Here is a 23,448-nt window from a genome sequence, read left to right as displayed (position 1 = left end):
CATCGTTCGACATGTGGAGCTTCTCGTCGTTCGCCATGCGGCGTCACCCTCCGGCCTGGTCGTCGACCATGTGGAACAGTTCGTCGTCGGTCGCCGAGTCGAGGTCGCTCCCGTCCACGGGCGGGGCGCTGTTCTCGGCCGACAGGAGGGCTCTCAGCCGCGCCATCACCTGGGCGCGGGCCGCGGCGTCGGAAGGGAGCCCGGCCAGGGTGCTCTCCAGTCCGTGGAGCGCGGCGAGCACGTCCCGCGCGTCGGCGTGGCCGTCCGGGACGAGTTGTGCGTGCAGGAACTCGCCGAGTGCGAACGCGCTCGGGTGGTCGAACACGAGGGTCGCGGGCAGCCGCAGGCCGGTCGCCGCCTTGAGCCGGTTGCGCAGTTCGACCCCGGTGAGCGAGTCGAAACCCAGCTCCTGGAAGCCGCGCCGGGCCGCGATCTCGTCCGGCCCGGCGAAGCCGAGCACCGCCGCCGCGTGGCCGCGCACCAGGTCCACCAGCGTCTGATGCCGTTCGCCGGGCGGCAGCCGGAGCAGGCGTCGGGTCAGCGAGTCCGGATCGCCCGCGCTCCGTACGGCTCGCCGGGACGGCGCTCCCAGGACGCCCTGGAGCATCGGGAGCCGGCTGCCGCGCAGTGCGGTTGTGTCGAGTCTGACCGGTGCCGTCACCGGTTCGCCGGTGCCCAGCGCGGCGTCGAACAGGGCGAGACCTTCCTCGGTGGACAGTCCCAGCACTCCGCGCTGGGCCTTGCGCCGCAGTTCGGCGGCGCCCAGGTGGCCCGTCAGGCCGCTGCGCTCGCTCCACAGACCCCAGGCGAGCGACACCGCCGGCAGCCCGTGCGCGGTCCGGTGGTGGGCGAGCGCGTCCAGGAAGGTGTTGGCGGCCGCGTAGTTCCCCTGTCCCGGCGCGCCGAGCAATCCGGCGGCGGAGGAGAACAGGGCGAAGAACGCCAGGTCCGCGCCCCGGGTCAGCTCGTGCAGATGGCGCGCGGCGTCGATCTTCGGACGGGTCACCGTGTCGAGCCGGTGCGGTGTCAGCGACTCGACCACACCGTCGTCGAGGGCTCCCGCGGTGTGCACGACCGCGGTGAGCGGGTGCTCGGCCGGCACGGTCGCCAGGACGTCCGCGAGGGCGGCGCGGTCGGTGACGTCGCACGCGGTCACGGCCACGTCCGCGCCCAGCTCCGTCAGTTCGGTCGCCAGGTCGTCCGCTCCGGGAGCCCGCATGCCCTGCCGGCTGACCAGCATCAGCCGCCGTGCGCCGTGTCCGGTGACGAGGTGGCGGGCCATCGCGCGGCCGAGCGTTCCGGTGCCGCCCGTGACGAGCACGGTGCCCTGGGGGTCGAGCGCGGCGGGGACCGTGAACACGATCTTGCCGATGTGCCGCGCCTGGCTCATGTGCCGGTACGCCTCGGGTGCCCTGCGGATGTCATAGGTGGTCAGCGGCAGGTGTCGGAGGGCTTTTTGCTCGAACAGCTCCACGATCTCGGCGAGCATCTGCCCGATCCGTTCCGGGCCCGCGTCCAGCAGGTCGAACGCGCGGTACGTCACGCCCGGATGCGCGGCGGCCACGTCGGCAGGGGTCCGGACGTCGGTCTTGCCCATGTCCAGGAACCGGCCGCCGCGCGGCAGCAGCCGCAGTGACGCGTCCATGAGGTCCCGGACCAGCGAGTTGAGTACGACGTCCACGCCCGCGCCCTCGGTGACTTCGCGGAACCGCGCCTCGAAGCCGGTCGTACGGGAGGAGGCGATGTGCCGCTCGGGCAGCCCGGAGGAGCGCAGCACGTCCCACTTCGTGGGGCCGGCGGTGCCGAACACCTCGGCGCCGAGGTGCCTGGCCAGTTGGACCGCCGCCATGCCCACACCGCCGGCTGCCGCGTGCACCAGGACGGACTGCCCCGGCCGCAGACCCGCCAGGTCGACCAGGCCGTAGTACGCCGTCAGGAAGGCGGCGGGCACGGACGCGGCCTGTACGAACGACCAGTCGTCCGGCATCACCGCGAGCGTGCGCCGATCGACCACCACGACCGGTCCGGCGCCCTCGGCCAGCAGTCCGAACACCCGGTCGCCGGGTCGCAGGTCGGTGATGCCGGGAGCGGTCTCCAGCACGATCCCGGCGCCCTCGGTGCCCATGACCGCCTCGCCGGGATACATGCCCAGGGTGATCAGCACGTCGCGGAAGTTGAGCCCGGCGGCGCGCAGGGCGATCCGGACGTGCCCGGCGGGCAGCGGCTCGCGTGCCCGCGGGTGGTCGACCAGGGCGAGGCCGCCGATCGTGCCGGTCCGCGCCGTCTCCAGGCGCCAGGTGCGTGAGTCCGACGGCGGTGTCAGGCGGTCGGCCGAGGCGGCGGGGACCAGCCGCGGGGCGAGCGGGACGCCGCCGCGGACGGCCACTTGCGGCTCACCGGAGCCCACCGCGTCGGCCAGCGCCCGGCCGCGGTCCGTCGCCGTGTCGTCCAGGTTCTCCGAGCCTTCTGCGTCTTCTGCCTCTTCTGGGTCTTCTACATCGATCAGGACGAACCGGTCCGGGTGTTCGGACTGCGCGGTTCGCAGCAGGCCCCACGTCGGCGCGGCGGCGAGGTCCGGCACGTCCTCTCCGGCGTACGTGGCGACGGCGCCGCGCGTCACCACCACGAGCCGCGACCCGCCCGACGCCTCGTCGCCGAGCCACCGCTGGGCGAGTTCGAGCGTCGCGCGCAGGGTTGTCCTCGTGTCGCCGTGGCGACCGTCGACCGGCACGACCACGACATCGGGTACGGCCTCCCCCAGCGCGTCCAGTCCGGGGCACATGTCCACCTGGACTCCCGCCGCTTCGAGTCCGGCGCGCAGGCCGAGCGTGTCGGGCCCGAGGATCGCGCACCGGCCGGTGTACGGCGGCCCGGCCGCGACAGGTGTCCACCGCACCTGGTACAGCGAGTCGCTCGCCCCGCGCAGTTGTCCGGCGGTGACCGCCCGCGTCACGAGCGACCGCGCCAACGCCACCGGCTGTCCGGCGTCGTCGGTCACCTCGACGACCGCCGAACCGCGGCCGTCGGGCGAGATCCGGGCGCGCACGCGGCCGGCGCCGACGGCGTGCAGGCTCACTCCGGCGAAGGAGAACGGCAGCCGGACCTGTCCCGGTCCGGTCCCGGCGGCGCCCGCGTCGAGCAGGTCGGGAAGCACGGCCTGGAGCACGGAGTCCAGCAGGACGGGGTGCAGCCCGAAGCCGCGGGGCTCGGCGTTCTCCGGCAGCTCCGCCTCGGCGAAAATCTCGTCACCGAGCCGCCACACGGCCCGCAGCCCCCGGAACGCGGGGCCGTAGCCCAGTCCGGCGTTGCCCAGCCGGTCGTAGAAGCCGTCCAGGTCCACCGGTGTGGCGCCGGTGGGCGGCCATTGCGTGACCGACGCAGCGGGCTCCGCCGGCTCGCTCGACGTCACGGCTCCGACCGCGTGCCGGGTCCAGCCGGTGCCCGGTGGTGCGTCCTCGGGGCGGCTGTGCACGCTCAGTGGCCGGTCGCCCGACTCGTCCGCGGCCCGCACCGACACCCTGATGTGGACACCGGCGGTCTCCGCGAGCATCAGCGGTTTCTCCAGGGTGAGTTCGCGGAGGTGACCGCAGCCGACCTCGTCCCCGGCACGGATGGCCATGTCGATGAGCGCGGTGCCGGGCACCAGTACCGAGCCGAACACGGTGTGGTCCGCCAGCCAGGGGTGGGAGCGCGTCGAGAGCCGTCCGGTGAGTACCACGCCGTCCGACTCCGGCAGTGCCAGCGCGGCGCCCAGCAGGGGGTGTCCGGTGGTGTCGAGCCCGTGGCCGGCCGCGTCGGCGGGTTCGGCGGTGTCCGCCAGCCAGTAGCGCTGTCGCTGGAAGGCGTAGGTGGGCAGGTCGGCATGGGGCCTGGGAGTGTCGCCGAACGCCCTGGTCCAGTCGATGCGGACGCCGGCGACATGGGCGTCGGCCAGTGAGGTGAGCAGCCGCCGCGGCCCGCCCTGGTCACGGCGGAGCGAGCCCACGGCGACGATCTCCACGCCCATGGCGTCCGCGGTGTCCTGCGTGCCGACGGTCAGCACGGGCTGCGCGCTCGACTCGACGAAGGCGGTGAACCCGTCGCCGATCAGTGCCCGGACCGCGGCCTCGAAGCGGACGACGTGCCGCAGGTTGCGGTACCAGTACTCGCCGTCCAGCGCGGTCGCGTCCAGCCGGGCCCCGTCCACCGTGGAGTAGAACGGGATGTCGCCCTCGCGCGGCGCGATGCCGGTGAGGCCGGCCTCGATCTCGGCCCGGATGTCGTCGACGTGCGCGGAGTGCGCGGCGAAGTCCACTCCGGCCAGTCGCCAGCGCAGTACGCCCAGGCGGGACAGTTCGCGTTCGAACTCGTGGAGGGCGTCGGCGTCGCCGGAGACCGCCACCGCGGCGGGGCCGTTCACCGCCGCGACCCACAGCCGGCCGTCCCACGGCCGCAGCAGGGCGCTCACCTCGGCGGCCGGTGCGACCACCGAGAGCATCCCGCCCCGGCCGCACAGTCGCCGCAGCGCCCTGCTGCGCGTCACGACCACCCGTGCCGCGTCGTTCAGCGACAGGGCTCCCGCCACACAGGCGGCCGCGATCTCGCCCTGGGAGTGCCCGACGACGGCCTCGGGCACGACGCCGTAGGAGCGCCATACCTCCGCCAGCGACACCATGATCGAGAACAGCACGGGCTGGACCACGTCCACCCGGTCCGTTCCGGGCGCGCCTTCGGCGCCGCGCACCACGTCGAGGACCGACCAGTCGACGTACTCGCCGACCGCTTCGGCGCACTGCGCCATCCGGGCGGCGAACGCCGGTTCCGTCGCCAGCAGTTCACGGGCCATTCCGGTCCACTGCGTGCCCTGGCCGGGGAAGACGAGGGCGACCCGGCCGGTCGCCGTCGCGGCGCCGCGCACCACGTGGGCCGTGGGCGTGCCCGTGCCCAGCGCGTCGAGCCCGCGCAGCAGTTCCTCGCGACCGTTCCCGACCACCACGGCACGGTGTTCGAGTACGGCACGAGTGGTGGCCAGGTTGTACCCGACGTCCGCGACCGGCACGTCCGGCGTGGCGCGCAGGAACCGCGCCAGCCGGACCGCCTGGCCCCGCAGCGCGTCCCGCGTCCTGCCGGACAGCACCCATGGCACCAGGTCGGGGGCGGTGGCGGGCGGTGCCTGCGCCGCTTCGGGCCCGGCCTCTTCGAGAATCACATGGGCGTTGGTACCGCTGACTCCGAAGGACGAGACCGCGGCCCGCCTCGGGCGTCCGTCGTCCCGCGCCCACGGCACGTGCTCGGTGAGCAGCGCGAGCTTCCCCGACCAGTCCACGTGCGGCGACGGGTCGTCCGCGTGCAGCGTCCTGGGCAGGATCCGGTGTCTGAGGGCCATCACCATCTTGATCACGCCCGCCGCGCCCGCGGCGGCCTGGGTGTGCCCGATGTTCGACTTGACCGACCCCACCCACAGCGGCCGCTCCCGCCCCCGGCAGTAGGTGGCCAGGAGTGCCCGTGCCTCGATGGGGTCGCCGAGCTGGGTTCCGGTGCCGTGCGCCTCCACGGCGTCCACGTCGGACGCGGCCAGCCGGGCGTCGGTCAGCGCCTGTCCGATGACCCGTTCCTGGGCCGGTCCGCTCGGTGCGGTGAGCCCGTTGGAGGCGCCGTCCTGGTTGACCGCGGAGCCACGGAGCAGCGCGAGGACGGGATGTCCGTTGCGGCGGGCGTCGGAGAGGCGTTCCAGCAGGAGCAGGCCGACGCCTTCGGCGGAGCCGAAACCGCCCGCGTCGGCGGCGAAGGAGCGGCACCGGCCGTCCCGCGACAGTCCGCGTTGCCGGCCGAAATCGACGAACATCTCGGGCGAGGCCATCACCACCACCCCGCCGGCCAGGGCCAGCGAGCACTCGCGGGAGCGCAGTGCGTGCGCCGCCCAGTGCAGTGCCACCAGGGACGACGAGCACGCGGTGTCCAGGGTGACCGCGGGGCCTTCCAGGCCGAAGGTGTACGCCACGCGGCCGGACGCGACGCTCGCGGTGTTCCCCGTCACCAGATGGCCCCGGAGTTCCTCGGGCACCTGCCGCAGACGGGACCGGTAGTCCTGGTAGGTGACACCGGTGAACACCGCGGTGTCGCTGCCGCGCAACGACACCGGGTCGATCCCGGCGCGTTCGAACGCCTCCCAGGAGGTCTCCAGGAGCAGCCGCTGCTGCGGGTCCATGGCCAGGGCCTCGCGGGGGGAGATGTCGAAGAGCGCGGCGTCGAAGTCGGCGGCGTCGTGCAGGAATCCGCCTTCGCGGACGTAGGTGGTGCCGGGGTGGTCGGGGTCCGGGTGGTACAGGGCGGACAGGTCCCAGCCGCGGTCGGCGGGGAAGGGCGAGATGCCCTCGTGTCCCGCGTGGACCAGTTCCCAGAGGTCTTCCGGGGAACGCACACCGCCCGGGTACCGGCAGCTCATCGCGACGATCGCGATCGGCTCCGGGTCCGGTGACTCCGCTTCGACCAGCCGTTGTCGGGTCCTGTGGAGATCCGCCGTGACCCTGCGGAGGTAGTCGCGGAGCCTTTCCTCGTTACTCGTGGTCATGACACTCCCAGGTCCTTGTCGATGAACGAGAACAGCTCGTCGTCCTCGGCCGTCCGCAGGGACTCGGCCGGGTCCGTGCCGTTCTCGCCGAAGTCGCCCCACTTCACGAGCAGGGAACGCAGCCTCGTGGTGAGGTGGGCGCGCTCGGCGGTGCTCGCCGACGAGAGCCGCTCCGTCAACCGGTCGAACTCGTCACCCGGTGCCCCGGCGCCGTCGGCGAACCGGCTCGCGAGGTACCCGGCCAGCGCGGTGGGCGACGGATGGTCGAACACCATGGTCGCCGGGAGCGTCAGACCGGTCGCGGCGCCGAGCCGGTTGCGCAGTTCGACTCCGGTGACCGAGTCGAGGCCGAGCTGCTGGAAGGCGCGGTCCGTCGCCACCTCTCCTCGTGCGTGCCCCAGTACGGCCGCGACGTGCGCACCGACCAGGTCCAGCAGCCGGCGGGCGCGGTCCTCCTCGGGCAGCGCGGCGAGCCGTTCGGCCAGGGACGTCTCGCCGGAGCCGGGTTCCGCCGCGACCGTCATCTCCGCCGTGATCTCGCGGGCCTCGGGCACTTCCCGCAGCAGCGGGCTGGGCCGCAGCGCGGTGAAGGCGACGTGGAAGCGCCGCCAGTCGACGTCGGCGACGGCCACGTACCTCTCGCCGGCCGCCAGGGCCCGGCCCAGTGCGGTGAGTGCCGATTCCGGCTCCATCTCCGGCAGCCCGTGCCGTCGCAGGGTTCCCGCGACCGCGCCACGGGCCATGCCGCCGCCGGCCCACGCTCCCCAGGCCACGGAGGTCGCGGGGAGACCGAGGTCCCCGCGGTGCCGGGCCAGCGCGTCCAGGAAGGCGTTGCCCGGCGCGTAGTTCCCCTGTCCGGGCAGCCCGATCGTGCCGCCGAGGGACGAGAACATGACGAACGCGGAGAGCCGGCGGTCCCGGGTGAGGTCGTGCAGGTTGAGCGCGCCGCCCATCTTGACCCGCAGCGAGCGGTCCAGTTGGTCCGGCGTGAGGGCGCCGACCGTGCCGTCGTCGAGCACGGCGGCCGTGTGCACCACCGCCGACAGGTCGGGCGCCGTGGCGAGCAGTTCGGCCAGGGCCGCGCGGTCGGACACGTCGCACGCGGCCAGGGTGACCCGGGCGCCGAGGCCGGTCAGCTCCGCCTCGAGTTCCGGCGCGCCCGGTGCGTCCGGGCCACGGCGACTCACCAGCAGGAGGTGTTCGGCTCCCTGACGGGCCAGCCAGCGGGCCACCTGCGCCCCGAGCGCTCCGGTGCCGCCGGTGACCAGCACCGTCCCTCGGGGGGACCACGGCGAGTCGCTGTCCGGAGCACGGCCGGCGCGCACCAGCCGGCGCACGAACACCCCGGAGGGGCGCACCGCCGCTTGGTCCTCGCCCGTCGTCGCGGCGAGCAGCGCGCACAGGTCCGCCCCGGCGCGGGCGTCCATCGTCTCGGGCAGGTCGACCAGTCCGCCCCAGCGGTCGGGATGCTCCACGCAGGCCACCAGGCCCAGCCCCCACACCAGCGCCTGCCGGGCGCTGGCGAGGGGTTCGCCGTCGCCCACCGCCACGGCGCCGCGCGTGGCGCACCACAGCGGAGCGGTCAGGCCCGCGTCGCCGAGCGCCTGCACCAGGGCGACCGTGCCGGTGAAACCGGCCGGGACGACGGGAGTCGGCCGTTCGTCCAGCGACAGCAGCGACAGCACACCGTCCACGGGGGAATCGGTGGCGTCCCGGAGCCGGGCGGCGAGTGCGTTGCGGCCGGTGCCGGCGGGGTCCACCTCGACCGGGACGACCCGTGCGCCCGCCGCGGTCAGCGCGTCCAGGCATCCGTCGGCCCATTCCCGCCGTACGCCGTGGAGCGGGACCACCACGAGCCAGGTGCCGGACAACGACGCCGACGGTGTCCCGGGCATCGGGCGCCAGGCGATCCGGTACCGCCACGAGTCCACGGCCGTCGCCTCGCGCCGAGTCCGCCGGTAGGTGGTCAGCACGGACATAACCGTGCGCAGCGCCTCCGGGTCGTGGTCCGCGTCCGGCGACAGCGTCCGGCCCAACTCGTCGACGTCGCCGCTGTCCACCGCCGTCCAGAACGCGTCGTCCGCCGGAGTCTCCTCGCCGCTCGGCAGCCAGTACCGCTGCCGTTGAAACGGATAGGTCGGCAGGTCCACCCGGCGCGTGGGCAACCCGGCGAAGACCTTGGACCAGTCCACGTCGACGCCACGCGCATACGCCTCGGCCAGCGCGGCGAGGAACCGGTCCTGGCCGCCGTCGTCCCTTCGCAGCGAGCCGATCACGGCCGTGTCGTTCGCGGTCGCCCGTATGGCCGCCGTGAGGACGGGGTGCGGGCTCATCTCGATGAACGCGCCGATGCCGGCCTCGGCGAGTTGGCGCACGACCTCGTCCAGGCGCACCGTCAGGCGCAGGTTGCGGTACCAGTACTCGGCGTCCATGACGGTGGTGTCGATCCGCTCGCCGGTGACCGTGGACTGGAGCGGAATCTCCGCCGGGCGCGGGGTGATCGGCGCGAGGTCGGTCAGCAACTGTTCGCGGACCTCTTCGACCTGCGCCGAGTGGGAGGCATAGTCCACCGCGATCCGGCGGGCGCGCACTCCGTCGGCCTGGCACTGGGCGAGCAGTCCTTCGAGGGCCCCGGTCTCGCCGGACACCACGACCGCGCTCGGCCCGTTGACCGCGGCCACCGACAGCCGCTCGCCCCATGCCTCGGCGCGGGCCAGGACCTGGTCGAGCGGGAGCGGGACGGAGACCATGCCGCCCTTGCCGGACAACGTCGCCAGGGCCCGGCTGCGCAGGGCGACGACGCGGGCGGCGTCCCGCAACGACAGCGCGCCGGCCACGTACGCGGCGGCGATCTCGCCCTGGGAGTGTCCGGCCACCGCGGCGGGACGGACTCCGTAGGAGCGCCACAGCGCGGCCAGTCCCGCCATCATGGCGAACAGCGCGGGCTGGACGACATCCACCCGGTCCAGGCCGTGTCCGTCGCGCAGCACATCCGTCAGGGACCAGTCCACGTACGGCGCCAGCGCCTCGGCGCACGCCTCGATCTCCTGCCGGAAGACCGGGGACGAGTCGAGCAGTTCCGAGGCCATCCCGGGCCACTGCGAGCCCTGGCCGGGGAACACGAACGCGACCTGTCCGCCGGTGTCGGCCACGCCCTGGACCAGGTCCGGGTCGGCACCGCCCGCGGCGAGCGCGGTCAGCCCGCGGCGCATCGCCGCCGCGTCCGTACCGAGGACGACCGCCCGGTGCTCGAACGCCTTCCGGGTGGTGGCGAGCGAGTACCCGATGTCCGGTACGGCGCGGTCGGCGGCCGGCAGCAGGCGGGCGGCCTGGGCGCGCAGTGCGGGCTCGGTGCGCGCGGAGAGGATCCACGGCAGCGGCGCCCCGGCAGCGAGTCGATCGGGGGCCTGCGCGTCGGTCGGCAGGTCGGCCCGGTCGTCGGCCGGAGCCTGCTCCAGGACCAGGTGCGCGTTGGTGCCGCCGATCCCGAACGAGGACACCGCGGCGCGGCGCGGACGGCCGTCCTCGGGCCACGGCCGGGTCTCGGTCAGCAGCCGTACCGAACCGGCGGACCAGTCCACGTGGGGTGTCGGCGGGTCGGCGTGCAGGGTCCGGGGCAGGGTCGCGTGCCGCAGGGCGAGGACCGTCTTGATCACTCCGGCGACACCGGCCGCGGCCTGGGTGTGTCCGATGTTCGACTTGACCGATCCGAGCCACAGCGGGCGCTCCCGGTCCCGGCCGTAGGTCGCCAGCAGCGCCTGCGCCTCGATCGGATCGCCCAGGGCCGTGCCGGTGCCGTGCGCCTCCACCACGTCCACGTCGGACTCGGAGAGCCGGGCCGCCGCCAGCGCCTGACGGATCACCCGCTGCTGGGCGGGGCCGTTCGGCGCGGTCATCCCGTTCGAGGCGCCGTCCTGGTTGACCGCCGACCCGCGGATCACCGCGTAGACGGTGTGCCCGTTGCGCCGGGCGTCCGACAGCCGCTCCACGAGCAGCATGCCCACGCCCTCGGCCCAGCCGGCCCCGTCGGCGGTCTCGCCGAACGACTTGCACCGGCCGTCGGGGGACAGCGCCCGCTGCCTGCTGAACTCGACGAACAGGCTGGGCGTGGACATCACCGTGGCCCCGCCCGCGAGCGCCAGCGAACATTCGCCGTTGCGCAGCGCCTGCGCGGCCAGGTGCAGCGCCACCAGCGAGGACGAGCACGCGGTGTCGACGGTCACCGCGGGGCCTTCCAGGCCGAATGTGTAGGCCACGCGGCCGGAGGCCACACCGCCCGCGCTGCCGATGCCGACGTACGCCTCCAGTTCCTCGGGCACCTTGCGCAGGCGGGAGCCGTAGTCCTGGTGCATCATCCCGGCGAAGACCCCGGTTCGGCTGCCTCGCACCGTCTCGGGGTCGATCCCGGCCCGTTCGAACGCCTCCCAGGAGGTCTCCAGGAGCAGCCGCTGCTGCGGGTCGGTGGAGAGCGCCTCGCGCGGGCTGATGTCGAAGAACTGCGGGTCGAAGTCGGCGGCGTCGTAGAGGAAGCCGCCGGCGCGCGTGTAGCTCCTGCCGGGCCGGTCGGGGTCGGGGTGGTACAGCTCACCGACGTCCCAGCCGCGGTCGGTGGGGAACTCGCCGATGGCGTCCTCGCCCCGGAGCAGCAGCTCCCACAGGTCCTCGGGGGAGCGCACACCGCCCGGGAGCCGGCACGCCATGCCGATGATCGCGATCGGTTCGTCGGCCGTCGGCACCGCGTCGGCGCTCCGCGTGGCCGGGGCTTCCCCTACGGATGGTTGCCCGCCGAGGAGTTCGCCGCGCAGGTGGGTGGCCAGCGCGAGCGGGGTCGGGTGGTCGAACACCACGGACGCGGATATCCGCAGCCCGGTCTCCGCGCCCAGTCTGTTCCTGAGCTGCACCGCGCCGAGCGAGTCGAACCCGATCTCCTTGAAGGCCCGGTCCATCCGGATGGCGTCGGGTCGGTCGTGGCCCAGCACCAGGGCCGTCTGCCGCTGCACCAGATCCCTCACCGTCCGTTCGCGCGCGGCCTCCGGCAGGGCGGCCAGGCGTTCCGCCAGGCTCGGCCCGGCCGCACCGTCGTCCACCACGCGCCGTAGGGGTGCCGGCGTCAGGCCGCGCAGCATGGGGCCGGCGTCGGCTGCGCGGGAGGCGGCCGTGTCCAGCCGGGCGGTCACCAGTACGGCGTCCGGCCGGCCGAGGGCCGCGTCCAGGAGCGCGAGGCCATGCGCTGTGGACAGGGGGGAGACGCCGGTCCGGGCGACCCGTCGCCGCAGCTCGGTGGGGTCGAGATGCCCGGTCATCCGGCCGGTCTCGGCCCACAGTCCCCACGCGAGCGACTGGGCCGCCAGCCCCTGATCGCGACGCAGTTCGGCGAGCGCGTCCAGGAACGCGTTCGCCGCCCCGTAGTTGCTCTGGCCCGGGTTGCCCAGCACCCCGACCACCGAGGAGAACAGGACGAACGCGGACAGGTCGGCCTCACGGGTCAGCTCGTGCAGAAACCACGCGGCGTCCGACTTCGGCCGCAGCACCCGGTCCATCCGCTCGTCGGTCAGCGACGAGAGCACGCCGTCGTCCAGTACGCCCGCCGCGTGCACCACCGCGACGAGGGGGTGCTCCGCCGGCACCGTCGCCAGCAGCGCGGCCAGGGCGGCCCGGTCGGAGACATCGCATGCCGCGAGGCGGACCTCGGCGCCCAGGGCGGTCAACTCGGCTTCCAGAGCGGCCGCGTCGTCGCCCGCCCGGCCGCGTCGGCTCGCCAGGAGCAGGTGCCGTACACCGTGTTCGGCGACGAGATGGCGGGCGACCAGGCTGCCCAGCGCGCCGGGGGCTCCCGTGATCAGGACGGTGCCGGTGGGGTCCATCGGCGATACGGCGCCGGTGTTGTCGGGGTCCGTCGGCGATACGGCCTCTTCCGCGGGCGCCGGTTCGAGCCGGGGTGCCCTGACCGTGCCCTGCCGTATCACGAGTTGGGGTTCGCCCAGGTCGAGCGCGGCCGGCAGAACGGCGCTGGTCGCCTCGTGGTCGTCGAGGTCCACCAGCACGAACCGATCCGGGTGTTCGGCCTGGGCCGAGCGGACCAGTCCCCACACCGGTGCCGCCGCCACGTTGTCGCCGGGGCCCATGGCACCGCGCGTCACGACCACGAGCCGTGCGGAGGAGACACGCTCGTCCTCGATCCAGGACCGCAGCAGCGACAGGGCCCAGTGGGCCGACTCGTGCACGCCCGTGACCACGTCCTGGGACACCGGGCAGACCGCGAGCACCACGTCCGGCCCGGCCCCGGCCGCCGCGTCGAGGTCCGCGAAGGACTCGCCGGGCAGTGCGCCGTCCGCGCCGAGGACCGCCCAGCGCAAGGCGGGAGGCGTCGCCACCGCGGGTGTACGTTCGACCCAGTTCACGCGGTACAGCGAGTCCACGCGGGGCCTGTCCCCCGCCGCCGCGCGGGTGCTCAGCGAGTCCATCGAGATCACCGGTGCGCCGGTGCGGTCGACGGCCGTCAGCGACATCCCGCCGGTCCGGCCGGGCCGTAGCCGGACCCGGAGGACCGAGGCGCCGGTGGCGTGCAGGCGGAAGCCGTTCCAGGAGAACGGCAGAAGCGGTGTGCCGTCCTCGACGGCGGCAAGTTCGAGGGCGTGCAGCGCGGAGTCCAGCAGGGCCGGGTGCACACCGAACCCGTCCGCTTCCACGCCGTGCGCCAGCTCGACCTCGGCGAACAGTTCGGCCTCGCGCCGCCACACCGTGTGAAGGCCCCGGAACGCCGGCCCGTAGTCGAGGCCGATGTCCGCCAGCCGCTCGTACAGCCCGCTCACGTCGACCGGCGCGGCGCCGTCCGGTGGCCACACCAGCGGGTCCACGGTGTACGGCCCGGAGGCCGTGAGGGAGCCGTCGGCGTGCAGTCGCCAGTCCTCGTCGGCCGATCGGGAGTGCACGGTCAGTTCACGGCGTCCGGTCCCGTCCGCCGCGCCCACCCGTATCTGCACCCGGACACCGCGCTCCGGCACCGTCAGCGGCGTCTGGAGGACCAGTTCCTCGACGAGGTCGCACCCGACCTGGTCGCCCGCCCACACGGCCAGTTCCATCAGCGCCGCGCCCGGCACCACCACCGAGCCCAGCACCGTGTGGTCGGCGAGCCAGGGATGCGTGGCCGGGGACCAGTCGCCGGTCAGCACCAGGCCCGCGCCGTCGGCGAGGACGACGCAACCGCTCAGCAGCGGATGACCGGCCGGGTCCGCGGTGGGCGCGGTGCCCTGCTCCAGCCAGAAACGGCGGTGCTGGAAGGCGTAGGTGGGCAGATCGACCCGGCGCCCGCCGGGGGCCGCCGGTGTCCAGTCGACCGGGACGCCGTGCACATGCGCCTCGGCCAGCGACGTCAGGAACCGCTGCGGCCCGCCGTCGTCGAGCCGCAGCGAGGGGATCACGGCACCGGCCACACCGGCCGCGTCGATGGCGTCCTGGACCGCGGGCAGCAGCACCGGGTGCGGGCTCACCTCGACGAAATGCGTCAGTCCCTGGCCGACCAGGTCCCCTACGGCCTCGGCGAACCGCACCGGCTCACGCAGGTTGCGGTACCAGTAGGCGGCGTCGAGGGTCGAGGTGTCGTGCCGCCGGCCGGTGACGGTGGAGTGGAAGGGGACGGTGGCCGTCCGGGGTGTGACGGCGGCGAGGGCGGTCTCGATCTCCTCCCGGATGGGTTCGATCTGTGCCGAATGGGCGGCGAAGTCCACTCCGGACAGTCGCCAGCGCAGTGTGCCCCGGCGGGACAGCTCGCGTTCGAGTTCCTCGAGCGCGCCGCGGTCGCCGGAGACGATCACCGCCTCCGGGCCGTTGACCGCCGCGATCGACAGCCGCCCGTCGAAGGGTTCCAGCAGCCGCGCGGTCTCGTCGGCCGGGAGCGTGACCGACAGCATTCCGCCCGTGCCGGACAGCCGGCGCAGGCACTTGCTGCGTTCGGCCACGACCCGGGCCGCGTCGGTGAGGGACAGCGCACCCGCGGCGCAGGCGGCGGCGATCTCGCCCTGGGAGTGTCCGACGACGGCGGCCGGGGTCACTCCGTACGAGCGCCACAGCTCGGCCAGGGACACCATGACCGCGAACAGGACCGGCTGGACCACGTCCACCCGGTCCAGTTCGGACCGGTCCCGGACGACGTCGAGCAGGGACCAGTCGACGAACGGGCGCAGCGCGGTGGCGCACTCGGCCATCCGGGCGGCGAACACGGGTGAGGCGTCGAGCAGTTCGGCCGCCATGCCGACCCACTGCGTGCCCTGCCCGGAGAACACGAACACCACCTGGCGGTCCTCGCTCGCCGCGCCGGTCAGCACGCCCGGCACATCCCGCCCCTCGGTCAGGGCCACGAGTCCGGCCCGCAGACGGGCGTGGTCCGCGCCGACGACGACGGCACGGTGTTCGAACACCGTGCGGGTGGTCGCCAGCGACAGGGCGACGTCCGTGGCGTCCCGTTCGTCGACGACGTCCAGGAGCCGGGCGGCCTGCGCGCGCAGTGCCTCGGGGGACTTGGCCGAGAGCACCCACGGCACCGGGGCCATCTCGTCGGTGCCCACCGGTGCGGCGATGTCGGCGGGTTCCGGGGCTTCGAGGACGACGTGTGCGTTGGTTCCGCTCACGCCGAACGAGGACACCGCCGCCCGCCGTGGCCGGTCGGCGTCCGGCCACGCCTGTGGCTCGGTCAGCAGCCGCAGCGATCCCGTCGACCATTCCGCCTGGGACGTCGGCCGGTCGACATGCAGGGTCCGCGGCAGTACGCCGTACCGCATCGCCTGCACCATCTTGATGACGCCCGCCGCGCCCGCGGCGGCCTGGGTGTGGCCGAGGTTGGACTTCACCGAGCCGAGCCAAAGGGGGCGGTCCGCCGTCCGCCGGCGGCCGTAGGTGGCCAGCAGCGCCCGCACCTCGAGCGGGTCGCCGAGCCGGGTTCCGGTGCCGTGTCCTTCCACGGCGTCGACGTCCGAGGCGGTGAGACCCGCGTTGTGCAGCGCCTGCCGGATCACCCGCTGCTGGGCCATGCCGTTCGGCGCGGTGAGCCCGTTGGACGCGCCGTCCTGGTTGACGGCACTCCCCCGGACCACCGCCAGCACCTGATGTCCGTTGCGCCGGGCGTCGGACAGCCGTTCCACCACCATCATGCCGACGCCCTCGGACCAGCCGGTGCCGTCGGCGGCGTCGGCGTAGGACTTGCACCGACCGTCCGGCGACAGCGCGCCCTGCCTGCTGAACTCGACGAACGTGTGCGGCGTGGCCATCACGGCCACACCACCCGCCAGAGCCAGCGAGCACTCGCCGGACCGCAGTGCCTGCGCGGCCAGGTGGAGCGCCACCAGGGACGAGGAACAGGCCGTGTCCACGGTGACCGCGGGCCCCTCGCAGCCGAGCACGTACGCCACCCGGCCGGAGGCGACGCTCGCCTGGTTGCCGATCAGCAGATGGCCTTCCAGGTCGTCGGGAGCGGACAGCAGCCTGCCCGCGTAGTCGTGGTACATGACGCCGGTGAAGACACCCGTGGCGCTGCCGCGCAGGGACGCCGGGACGATCCCGGCGTGCTCCAGGCCCTCCCACGCCGTCTCCAGCAGCAGGCGCTGCTGCGGGTCGGTGGCCAGGGCCTCCCGTGGCCCGATGCCGAAGAAGGAGGCGTCGAAGTCGGCCGCGTCGTAGAGGAAGCCGCCGTGCCGGGTGTAGCTGGTGCCGGTCGTCGTCGGGTCCTCGTCGTAGAGCGCCGCGAGGTCCCATCCCCGGTCGGTGGGGAAGTCCGAGATCGCGTCGGTGCCCTCGACGACCAGTCGCCACAGGTCCTCCGGCGAGCGCACCCCGCCCGGATAGCGACAGGCCATGCCGACGATGACGATCGGATCGTCGTCGGTGGAGGTGGAAGGGGAAGGGGAAGGGAAAGGGGAGATCGAAGGGGAAGGGGAAGGCGACACGGGGGTGCGGTCCGGCTCGTCGGCGGCGGACCCGGTTCCGGCGATCTCGTCCAGCAGATGACCCGCCAGCGCGGTGGGGGTCGGATATTCGAAGACGATCGTGGCGGGGAGCCGGACCCCGGTGAGGGTGTGCAGCCGGTTGCGGAACTCGACCCCGGTGAGGGAGTCGAACCCGAGGTCCTTGAAGGAGTGGTCCGGGTCGAGAGTCCCCGGGTCGAAGTGGCCGAGCAGGGACGCCACTTCCGTGCGGACGAGGTCGAGTGCGGCGCGGGCGCGCTCGGACTCGGGGCGGGCGAGCAGACCGGGCAGGCCGTCGCCCGGTGTGGGCGTGGACCGTGCGGGGCGGCGGCGGGTGAGCCTGGCCGGCAGCACATGGGCGTGCTCGCCGGACAGGGCCGCGTCGAAGAGGGCGAGTCCTTCCGCCTCGGTGATCGTCCCCAGTCCGCCGCGTCGCATACGGGCTTCCTCGGCCGGATTCATCCGCCGTGCCATGCCGACGCCGTCGGCCCACAGTCCCCAGCCCAGTGACAGGGTCGGCCGGCCCTGTGCCCCGCGGTGCCGGGCGAAGGCGTCCAGGAACGCGTTGGCCGCCGCGTAGACCGCCTGCCCGGGGTTGCCGAGTGCGGCGACCGCGGAGGAGAACACGACGAACGCGGACAGGTCGCGGTCGCGGGTGAGCCGGTCCAGGTGTACGACGGCGTCCACCTTGGGGCGCATGACGGTGGCGATCTGCTGCGGGGTGATCGACGTGAGGGTGGCGTCGTCGAGCACACCGGCCGTGTGGACGACGGCGTCCAGGTCGGGCAGTGTCGCGAGCAGGTCCGCCAGCGCGCCCGGGTCCGCCGTGTCGCACGCCGCGACCGTCACGGTGGCGCCCGATTCGGTGAGCTCGGCCTCCAGTTCGGCCGCGCCGGGCGAGTTCCGGCCGGCCCGGCTGGTCAGTACCAGGTCGCGCACCCCGTGGGCGGTGACGAGGTGCCGGGCGAGCAGTCCGCCGAGGCCACCGGTCCCGCCGGTGATCAGGACCGTGCCGCTCAGGCTCCGCGGGTCCTCGCGGACGGGGCGCAGACGGCGAACGCGCGGCACGAAGAGCCGGCCGTCGCGCAGCGCCAACTGGGGCTCGCCGACGGCTCGAGTGGCTGGGGCGCCCGCCAAGGCGGCATGGACGTCCGCCCGGTCGGCCGGCCGGGCGTCGATGAGCAGGAACCGCCCGGGATGTTCGAGCTGGGCCGTGCGCACCAGGCCCCAGACCGCCGCGCCCGAGGGATCCTCGATCTCCGGGTCGGACTCCACGGCGACCGCGCCACTGGTGAGCACCGCCAGCCTGGTGCCCGCGAACCGCTCCTGGGTCAGCCAGTCCTGGATCAGGGCGGTCAGCCCGGCCGTCAGGGCGTGCGCCCGGCCGACGACGTCGTGCGAGGGCTGCTCGGACGTGCAGTCGACGAGCAGGATGTCCGCGGTCGGGGTGCCGGCGTCGAGACCGGCGGACACGGTCGTCTCCGCGACCACCGGTGTCCGGCCCTCGGCCCAGGCGCCCGTACCGTCCGTGGTGCGGGGCACCCACTCGACCGTGTGCAGTGCGTCGGGCACGCTCGTGTCCATGGCCAGCAGCGCCAGCGACGCGACGGCCAGGACCGGTGCCCCGGAGGTGTCGGCGACGGTGAGCGCGACGGTGTCGTCGCCGGTCGTGGTGAGCCGGACGCGCAGTGCGCTCGCGCCTACGGCGTACCGGGTCACGCCGGTGAAGGAGAAGGGCAGCAGACCGGTACGGGCCCGGCCGAGCAATCCGAGCACCACGGGGTGCAGACAGGGGTCGAGCAGGGCGGGGTGCAGACCGAACCGGCCGGGCTCGGCGGCCAGTTCGACCTCGGCGTAGACGTCGGCGCCGGACCGCCACGCGGCGCGCAGGCCCTGGAAGCCGGGGCCGTAGTCGTAGCCGAGCCCGGCCAGTCGCGGGTAGGCGTCGGTCAGGTCCAGCGGCTCGGCACCGGCCGGCGGCCACTGCTCGGGCATGGGAGGCGGCGGCGCGGCGGCGCGGGAATCCAGGGCGCCGGTGGCGTGTCGGGTCCAGTCGGTGTCGTGCTCGCCCCGGGCGAACACGGTGAACGGGTACTGGCCGGACGCGTTCACCGGCCGTACGACCACCTGGAGGTCCGTGCCGTCCGCTTCGGACACGATGAGCGGCTGCTCGACGGTGAGTTCGGCGATGTGTTCGGCACCGGCCCGGCCGGCGACGTACAGGGCCAGTTCGGCGAAGGCGGCCGCGGGCAGCAGTTCCCTGCCCGCCACGACATGCTCCGACAGCCACGGGGTGTCCTGGGCGGAGAGTCGTCCGGTGGCCAGCCAGCCCTGCTCGTCGGCCAGTTCGGTCACGTCGGTCAGCCAAGGATGCCCGGCCGCCGCGGAGGCGTCGCCGGTGAGCCAGAAGCGCCGGCGCTGGAAGGGATAGGTCGGCAGCTCGACCTGGCGCGGCTCCCGGCCGGCGAAGTACGCCGGCCAGTCGACCGGCACACCGCGGGCGCCCAGGTGCGCGACGGCGGTGGCGAGGGTCCGCACCTCGGACTGGTCGTGCCGGAGCGCGGGGACGACGACGGCGGTGGCATCGGTGGCGACCTCACCCGCCGGTACGGCGAGCACCGCGTCCGGCCCCAGCTCCAGATAGCCCGTCGTGCCCTGGGCGTCGAGGTGGCGCAGGCCCGCCTCGAACCGGACGGTTTCGCGCACGTGCCGGGCCCAGTAGTCCGGTGAGCCCAGTTGTGCGGGTGTCGCGAGGCCGCCGGTCAGGTCGGAGACGATGGGGATGTGCGGGGCCGTGGCGTGGAGTTCCCCGAGTTCCCGGCGGAAGTCCTCCAGCATCGCGGCCATGTGCGGCGAGTGGAAGGCGTGGCTGGACCGCAGCCGCCGTACCCGCCCGCCCAGTTGCTCGGCGATACGGCGCGCCGGGCCCTCGTCGCCCGAGATCACCACGGAGCCGGGGCCGTTGACCGCGGCGATGCCCACCGAGTCCTGGTGGCCGTCGAGCAGCGCGGCGACCTCCTCGGCGGAGGCGCGTACGGTGAACATCGCGCCGCCGGCGGGCAGCGCCTGCATCAGCCGGCCGCGCACCTCGACCAGCCGGACCGCGTCCGGCAGCGACAGCGCGCCGCCGACATGCGCGGCGACGATCCCGCCGACCGAGTGCCCCAGCAGGTGGTCCGGGCGCAGGCCCCAGTGCCCCACCAGCCGGAACAGGGCCACCTCCAGGGCGAACAACGCCGCCTGGGTGTAGCGGGTCCGGTCGAGCAGCCCGGACTCGTCGGTGAACATCACCTCGCGCAGCGAGCGGTCCAGGTGCGGATCGAACAACGCGCACACCTCGTCGAGCGCGTCGGCGAAGGCCGGGTAGGCGACGTACAGTTCACGTCCCATGCCCACCCGTTGGCTGCCCTGGCCGGTGAACAGGAACGCCGTGCCGCCCGCGGCCTTCGCGCTCGCCCGCAGCACGTCCGGCGTGGACCTGCCCTCGATGAGCGCGGACAGTCCGGCCCGCAGCCGCGCCCGGTCCTCGGCCACGATGACGGCCCGCCGGGGGAAGGCGGTACGGGTGGTCGCCAGCGAGAAGGCGAGGTCGACCGGCTCGGCGTCGAGCACGGACAGCCGGGCGGCCAGCTCGCGCAGGGCGTCGTCGTCCTTGGCGCTCAGCACGACGGGTACGGCGCCGGGTGCGGGGCGCGGCGGCCGCGGGCGCTCGTCGGGCGAGGGCTCCTGGAGGATCACGTGCGCGTTGGTGCCGCTGATGCCGAACGAGGACACCCCGGCGCGGCGCGGCCTGCCGGACGAGGGCCATGGCACGGACTCGCGCAGCAGCGCGATGTCGCCCGCCGACCAGTCCACGTGCGGCGACGGGGCGGTTGCGTGCAAGGTCCCCGGCAGCGACCCGTGCCCCATGGCGGTGATCATCTTGATCACGCCGGCGACGCCGGCCGCGGCCTGGGCGTGTCCGATGTTGGACTTCAGCGAGCCCAGCCACAGCGGACGTCCGGCGGGCCGGCCCTGGCCGTAGGTGGACAGCAGGGCCTCGGCCTCGATCGGGTCGCCGAGGGTGGTGCCGGTGCCGTGCGCCTCCACCGCGTCGACCTCGTGGGCGGCCAGTCCGGCGGCGGCGAGCGCCTGGCGGATCAGGCTTTCCTGGGCGGCGCCGTTGGGCGCGGTGAGTCCGTTGCTCGCACCGTCGGAGTTGATGGCCGAGCCGACGAGGACGGCGTGCACCCGGTGGCCGTTGCGCCGCGCGTCGGACAGCCGTTCCAGGACCAGCACACCTGCGCCCTCGGCCCACGCGGTGCCGTCGGCGCTCGCCGAGAAGGGCTTGCAGCGGCCGTCCGGTGCCAGCCCGCGCTGGCGGCTGAACTCCACGAACATGCCCGGGTTCGCCATCACCGTGACCCCGCCGGCGAGGGCCAGCGTGCACTCGCCCTGGCGCAGCGCCTGCGTCGCCAGGTGCACGGCCACCAGCGACGAGGAACACGCGGTGTCCACGGTGACGGCCGGGCCGAGCAGGCCGAGCGTGTAGGCGACCCGGCCGGACAGGACGCTGACCGTGCTGCCGGTCAGCCGGTAGCCCTCGGTGCCGCTGTCGGCGGCGTGCAGTCGGGGGCCGTACTCCTGGGAGGTCGCGCCGACGAACACCCCGACGCGGCTGCCGCGCAGGGACGTCGGGTCCGTCCCGGTCCGCTCGATGCCCTCCCAGGACACCTCCAGCAGCAGGCGCTGCTGCGGATCCATCGCGGCGGCCTCGCGTGGGCTGATGCCGAAGAAGTCGGCGTCGAACCGGTCGGCGTCGTGCAGGAAGCCGCCGTGCCGGGTGTAGGAGGTGCCCGGGTGGTCGGGGTCGGGGTCGTAGAGCCGCTCGATGTCCCAGCCTCGGTCGGCGGGGAAGGGGGTGATGGCGTCGCGGCCCTCGCTGACCAGTTGCCAGAGGTCCTCCGGCGAGCGCACGCCACCGGGGTAGCGGCAGGCCATGCCCACGACCACGATCGGGTCGTCCGAGGCCGGGGCGTCCGCCGTCGGGGCCGGGGGCGGGGCCGTCAGGGCGGGCATCGGTTCGGTGGGCCGGGTGCCCGCCAGTTCCGCGCGCAGGAAGCCCGCGAGCCGTGCGGGGGTCGGGTACCGGAACATCGGGCGGTACGTCAGGCGAAGGCCGGTGGCGCTGCTGAGGGCGGCGCTGATCTTCGTCAGGCCGACGGAGTCGACCCCGAGGTCCTCGAAGGTCAGCTCCGGGTCGATCGACTCGCCGGTGACAAAGCCCAGTTCGATCGCGATATGGGTGCGGACCAGCTCCAGCAGGTCCTTCGGCGCGGCCCGTGGCACGGGCGCGCTCTCGCCGGCCCAGTACCGCTGCCGGGTGAAGGCGTACGTGGGGAGGTCGGTGAAGCCGGCCGGGTCGCCGGGCAGTCCGGTCAGCCACTCGGTCCCGGTGTCGGCCGGCGGCCGGCCCTCGGCGAGGTCGGCCAGTCCGCGCCGGTACTCGGCGAGGCCCGGACCACGTACCACGGCGCGGTGCTCGAAGTGCGTCCTGGTCAGGGCGAGCGACAGCCCGACGGCACGGGGGTCGGTGCCGGGGCAGGCGTCCAGCCAGGACAGCAGGGCGGACGCCTGGGCGCGCAAGGCGCCCGGGGTGGGGCCCGAGACCAGCCACGGCACCTCACCCTCGGAGCGACCGCGCGGTGCGCTGTCGCGGGCCGGAGGTTCGGCGAGCACGAGGTGGCAGTTCGTGCCGCCCATGCCGAACGAGCTGACCCCGGCGAGGAGTCGGCGCCCGGACGGCCAGGCGTCCCGCTCGGTCTGCACGCGCAGGCGCAGTTCGGACAGCGGGATCTCCGGGTTCGCCCGCTCGAAGTGGAGGCTGGGCGGAAGCTGTCGATACCGGATGCTCAGCACCACCTTGAGCAGGCCGGCGATGCCCGCCGCGCCCTCCAGGTGGCCGATGTTGGTCTTGGCCGAGCCCACCAGCAGCGGCTGGTCGGGCGGGCGGTGTGCGCCGAGTGCCGACCCGAGCGCCCGCGCCTCGACGGGGTCGCCGACCCTGGTGCCGGTGCCGTGCAGTTCGACGTACAGCACGTCCGACGGGTCGACGCCCGCCTGCCGGTGCGCCTCTTCGACGACCTGTCGTTGGGCCGCCGCGCTGGGCACGGTGAGCCGGGTGTCGCCGCCGTCGTTGTTGACGGCGCCGCCGAGGATGACGCTGTGGATCTCGTCGCCGTCGGCGAGCGCGTCGGACAGCCTCTTGAGCACCAGCAGCGCGCCGCCCTCACCGCGCACATAGCCGTCGGCCCGCGCGTCGAAGGTGAAGCAGCGGCCCTGCGGCGACAGTCCGCCGAACCTGGCCGCTCCCAGGGTGGTCTCGGCGAGGATGTTGAGGTTCACCCCGCCGGCGATGGCGGTGGCGGACTCGCCGCGGCGCAGGCTCTCGCAGGCCAGATGCACGGCGACCAGCGAGGACGACTGGGCGGTGTCCACGGTCATGCTGGGGCCGCGCAGCCCGAGCGTGTGCGAGACGCGGTTGGCCAGGACGCCCCGGCCGGTGCCCGCCATCGTGTGCTGGTCGATCGCGTCCGTACCGGCCCGGAGCAGCACGGTCGCGTAGTCGTCCCACATCGCGCCGACGTACACGCCCGTCGCGGTGGAGCGCAGCCGTGCCGGGACGATTCGGGCGTGTTCCAGGGCCTCCCAGCTCAGCTCCAGAAGCAGTCGCTGCTGTGGGTCCATCGCGGCGGCCTCACGAGGGGAGACACCGAAGAACGCCGCGTCGAAGGTGGCGATGTCGTCGAGGAAGGCGCCGAAGCGGTGGGGCAGCGCGGAGCCGGGCCAGCGGTCCGGGGGCGCCTCCCCCACCGCGTCCACGCCGTCGCGCAGCATCTGCCAGTACCGGTCGGGCGTGGAGGCCCCCGGCAGCCTGCACGACATGCCCACCACGGCGATGGG

Annotated in this window: 2 protein-coding genes; both read right to left on the bottom strand. The window is 74.2% G+C overall.

What is annotated here, in order from left to right; genetic code table 11:
- Positions 1 to 43: 43 nt before the first annotated feature.
- Complete coding sequence (locus tag ACK1X7_RS37600; RefSeq protein ID WP_413116312.1) at positions 44 to 6,550, bottom strand: SDR family NAD(P)-dependent oxidoreductase; 6,507 nt, start codon at positions 6,548 to 6,550, stop codon at positions 44 to 46.
- Positions 6,547 to 23,430, bottom strand: a complete 16,884-nt coding sequence (locus ACK1X7_RS37595; protein ID WP_413116942.1) for a type I polyketide synthase — start codon at positions 23,428 to 23,430, stop codon at positions 6,547 to 6,549. The genes ACK1X7_RS37600 and ACK1X7_RS37595 overlap by 4 nt, the downstream gene beginning before the upstream one ends.
- Between the last annotated feature and the right edge of the window lie 18 nt (positions 23,431 to 23,448).

This window comes from Streptomyces sp. CY-1 (assembly GCF_047218265.1).
Classification (GTDB): domain Bacteria; phylum Actinomycetota; class Actinomycetes; order Streptomycetales; family Streptomycetaceae; genus Streptomyces; species Streptomyces niphimycinicus.
This window is presented reverse-complemented; position numbering and strand designations above follow the sequence as displayed.

Bases quoted from the DNA above. Each gene is read 5' to 3' on its own strand.
- ACK1X7_RS37600 (WP_413116312.1), bottom strand. From the start codon at position 6,550: ATGACCACGAGTAACGAGGAAAGGCTCCGCGACTACCTCCGCAGGGTC.
- ACK1X7_RS37595 (WP_413116942.1), bottom strand. From the start codon at position 23,430: ATGTCGTGCAGGCTGCCGGGGGCCTCCACGCCCGACCGGTACTGGCAG.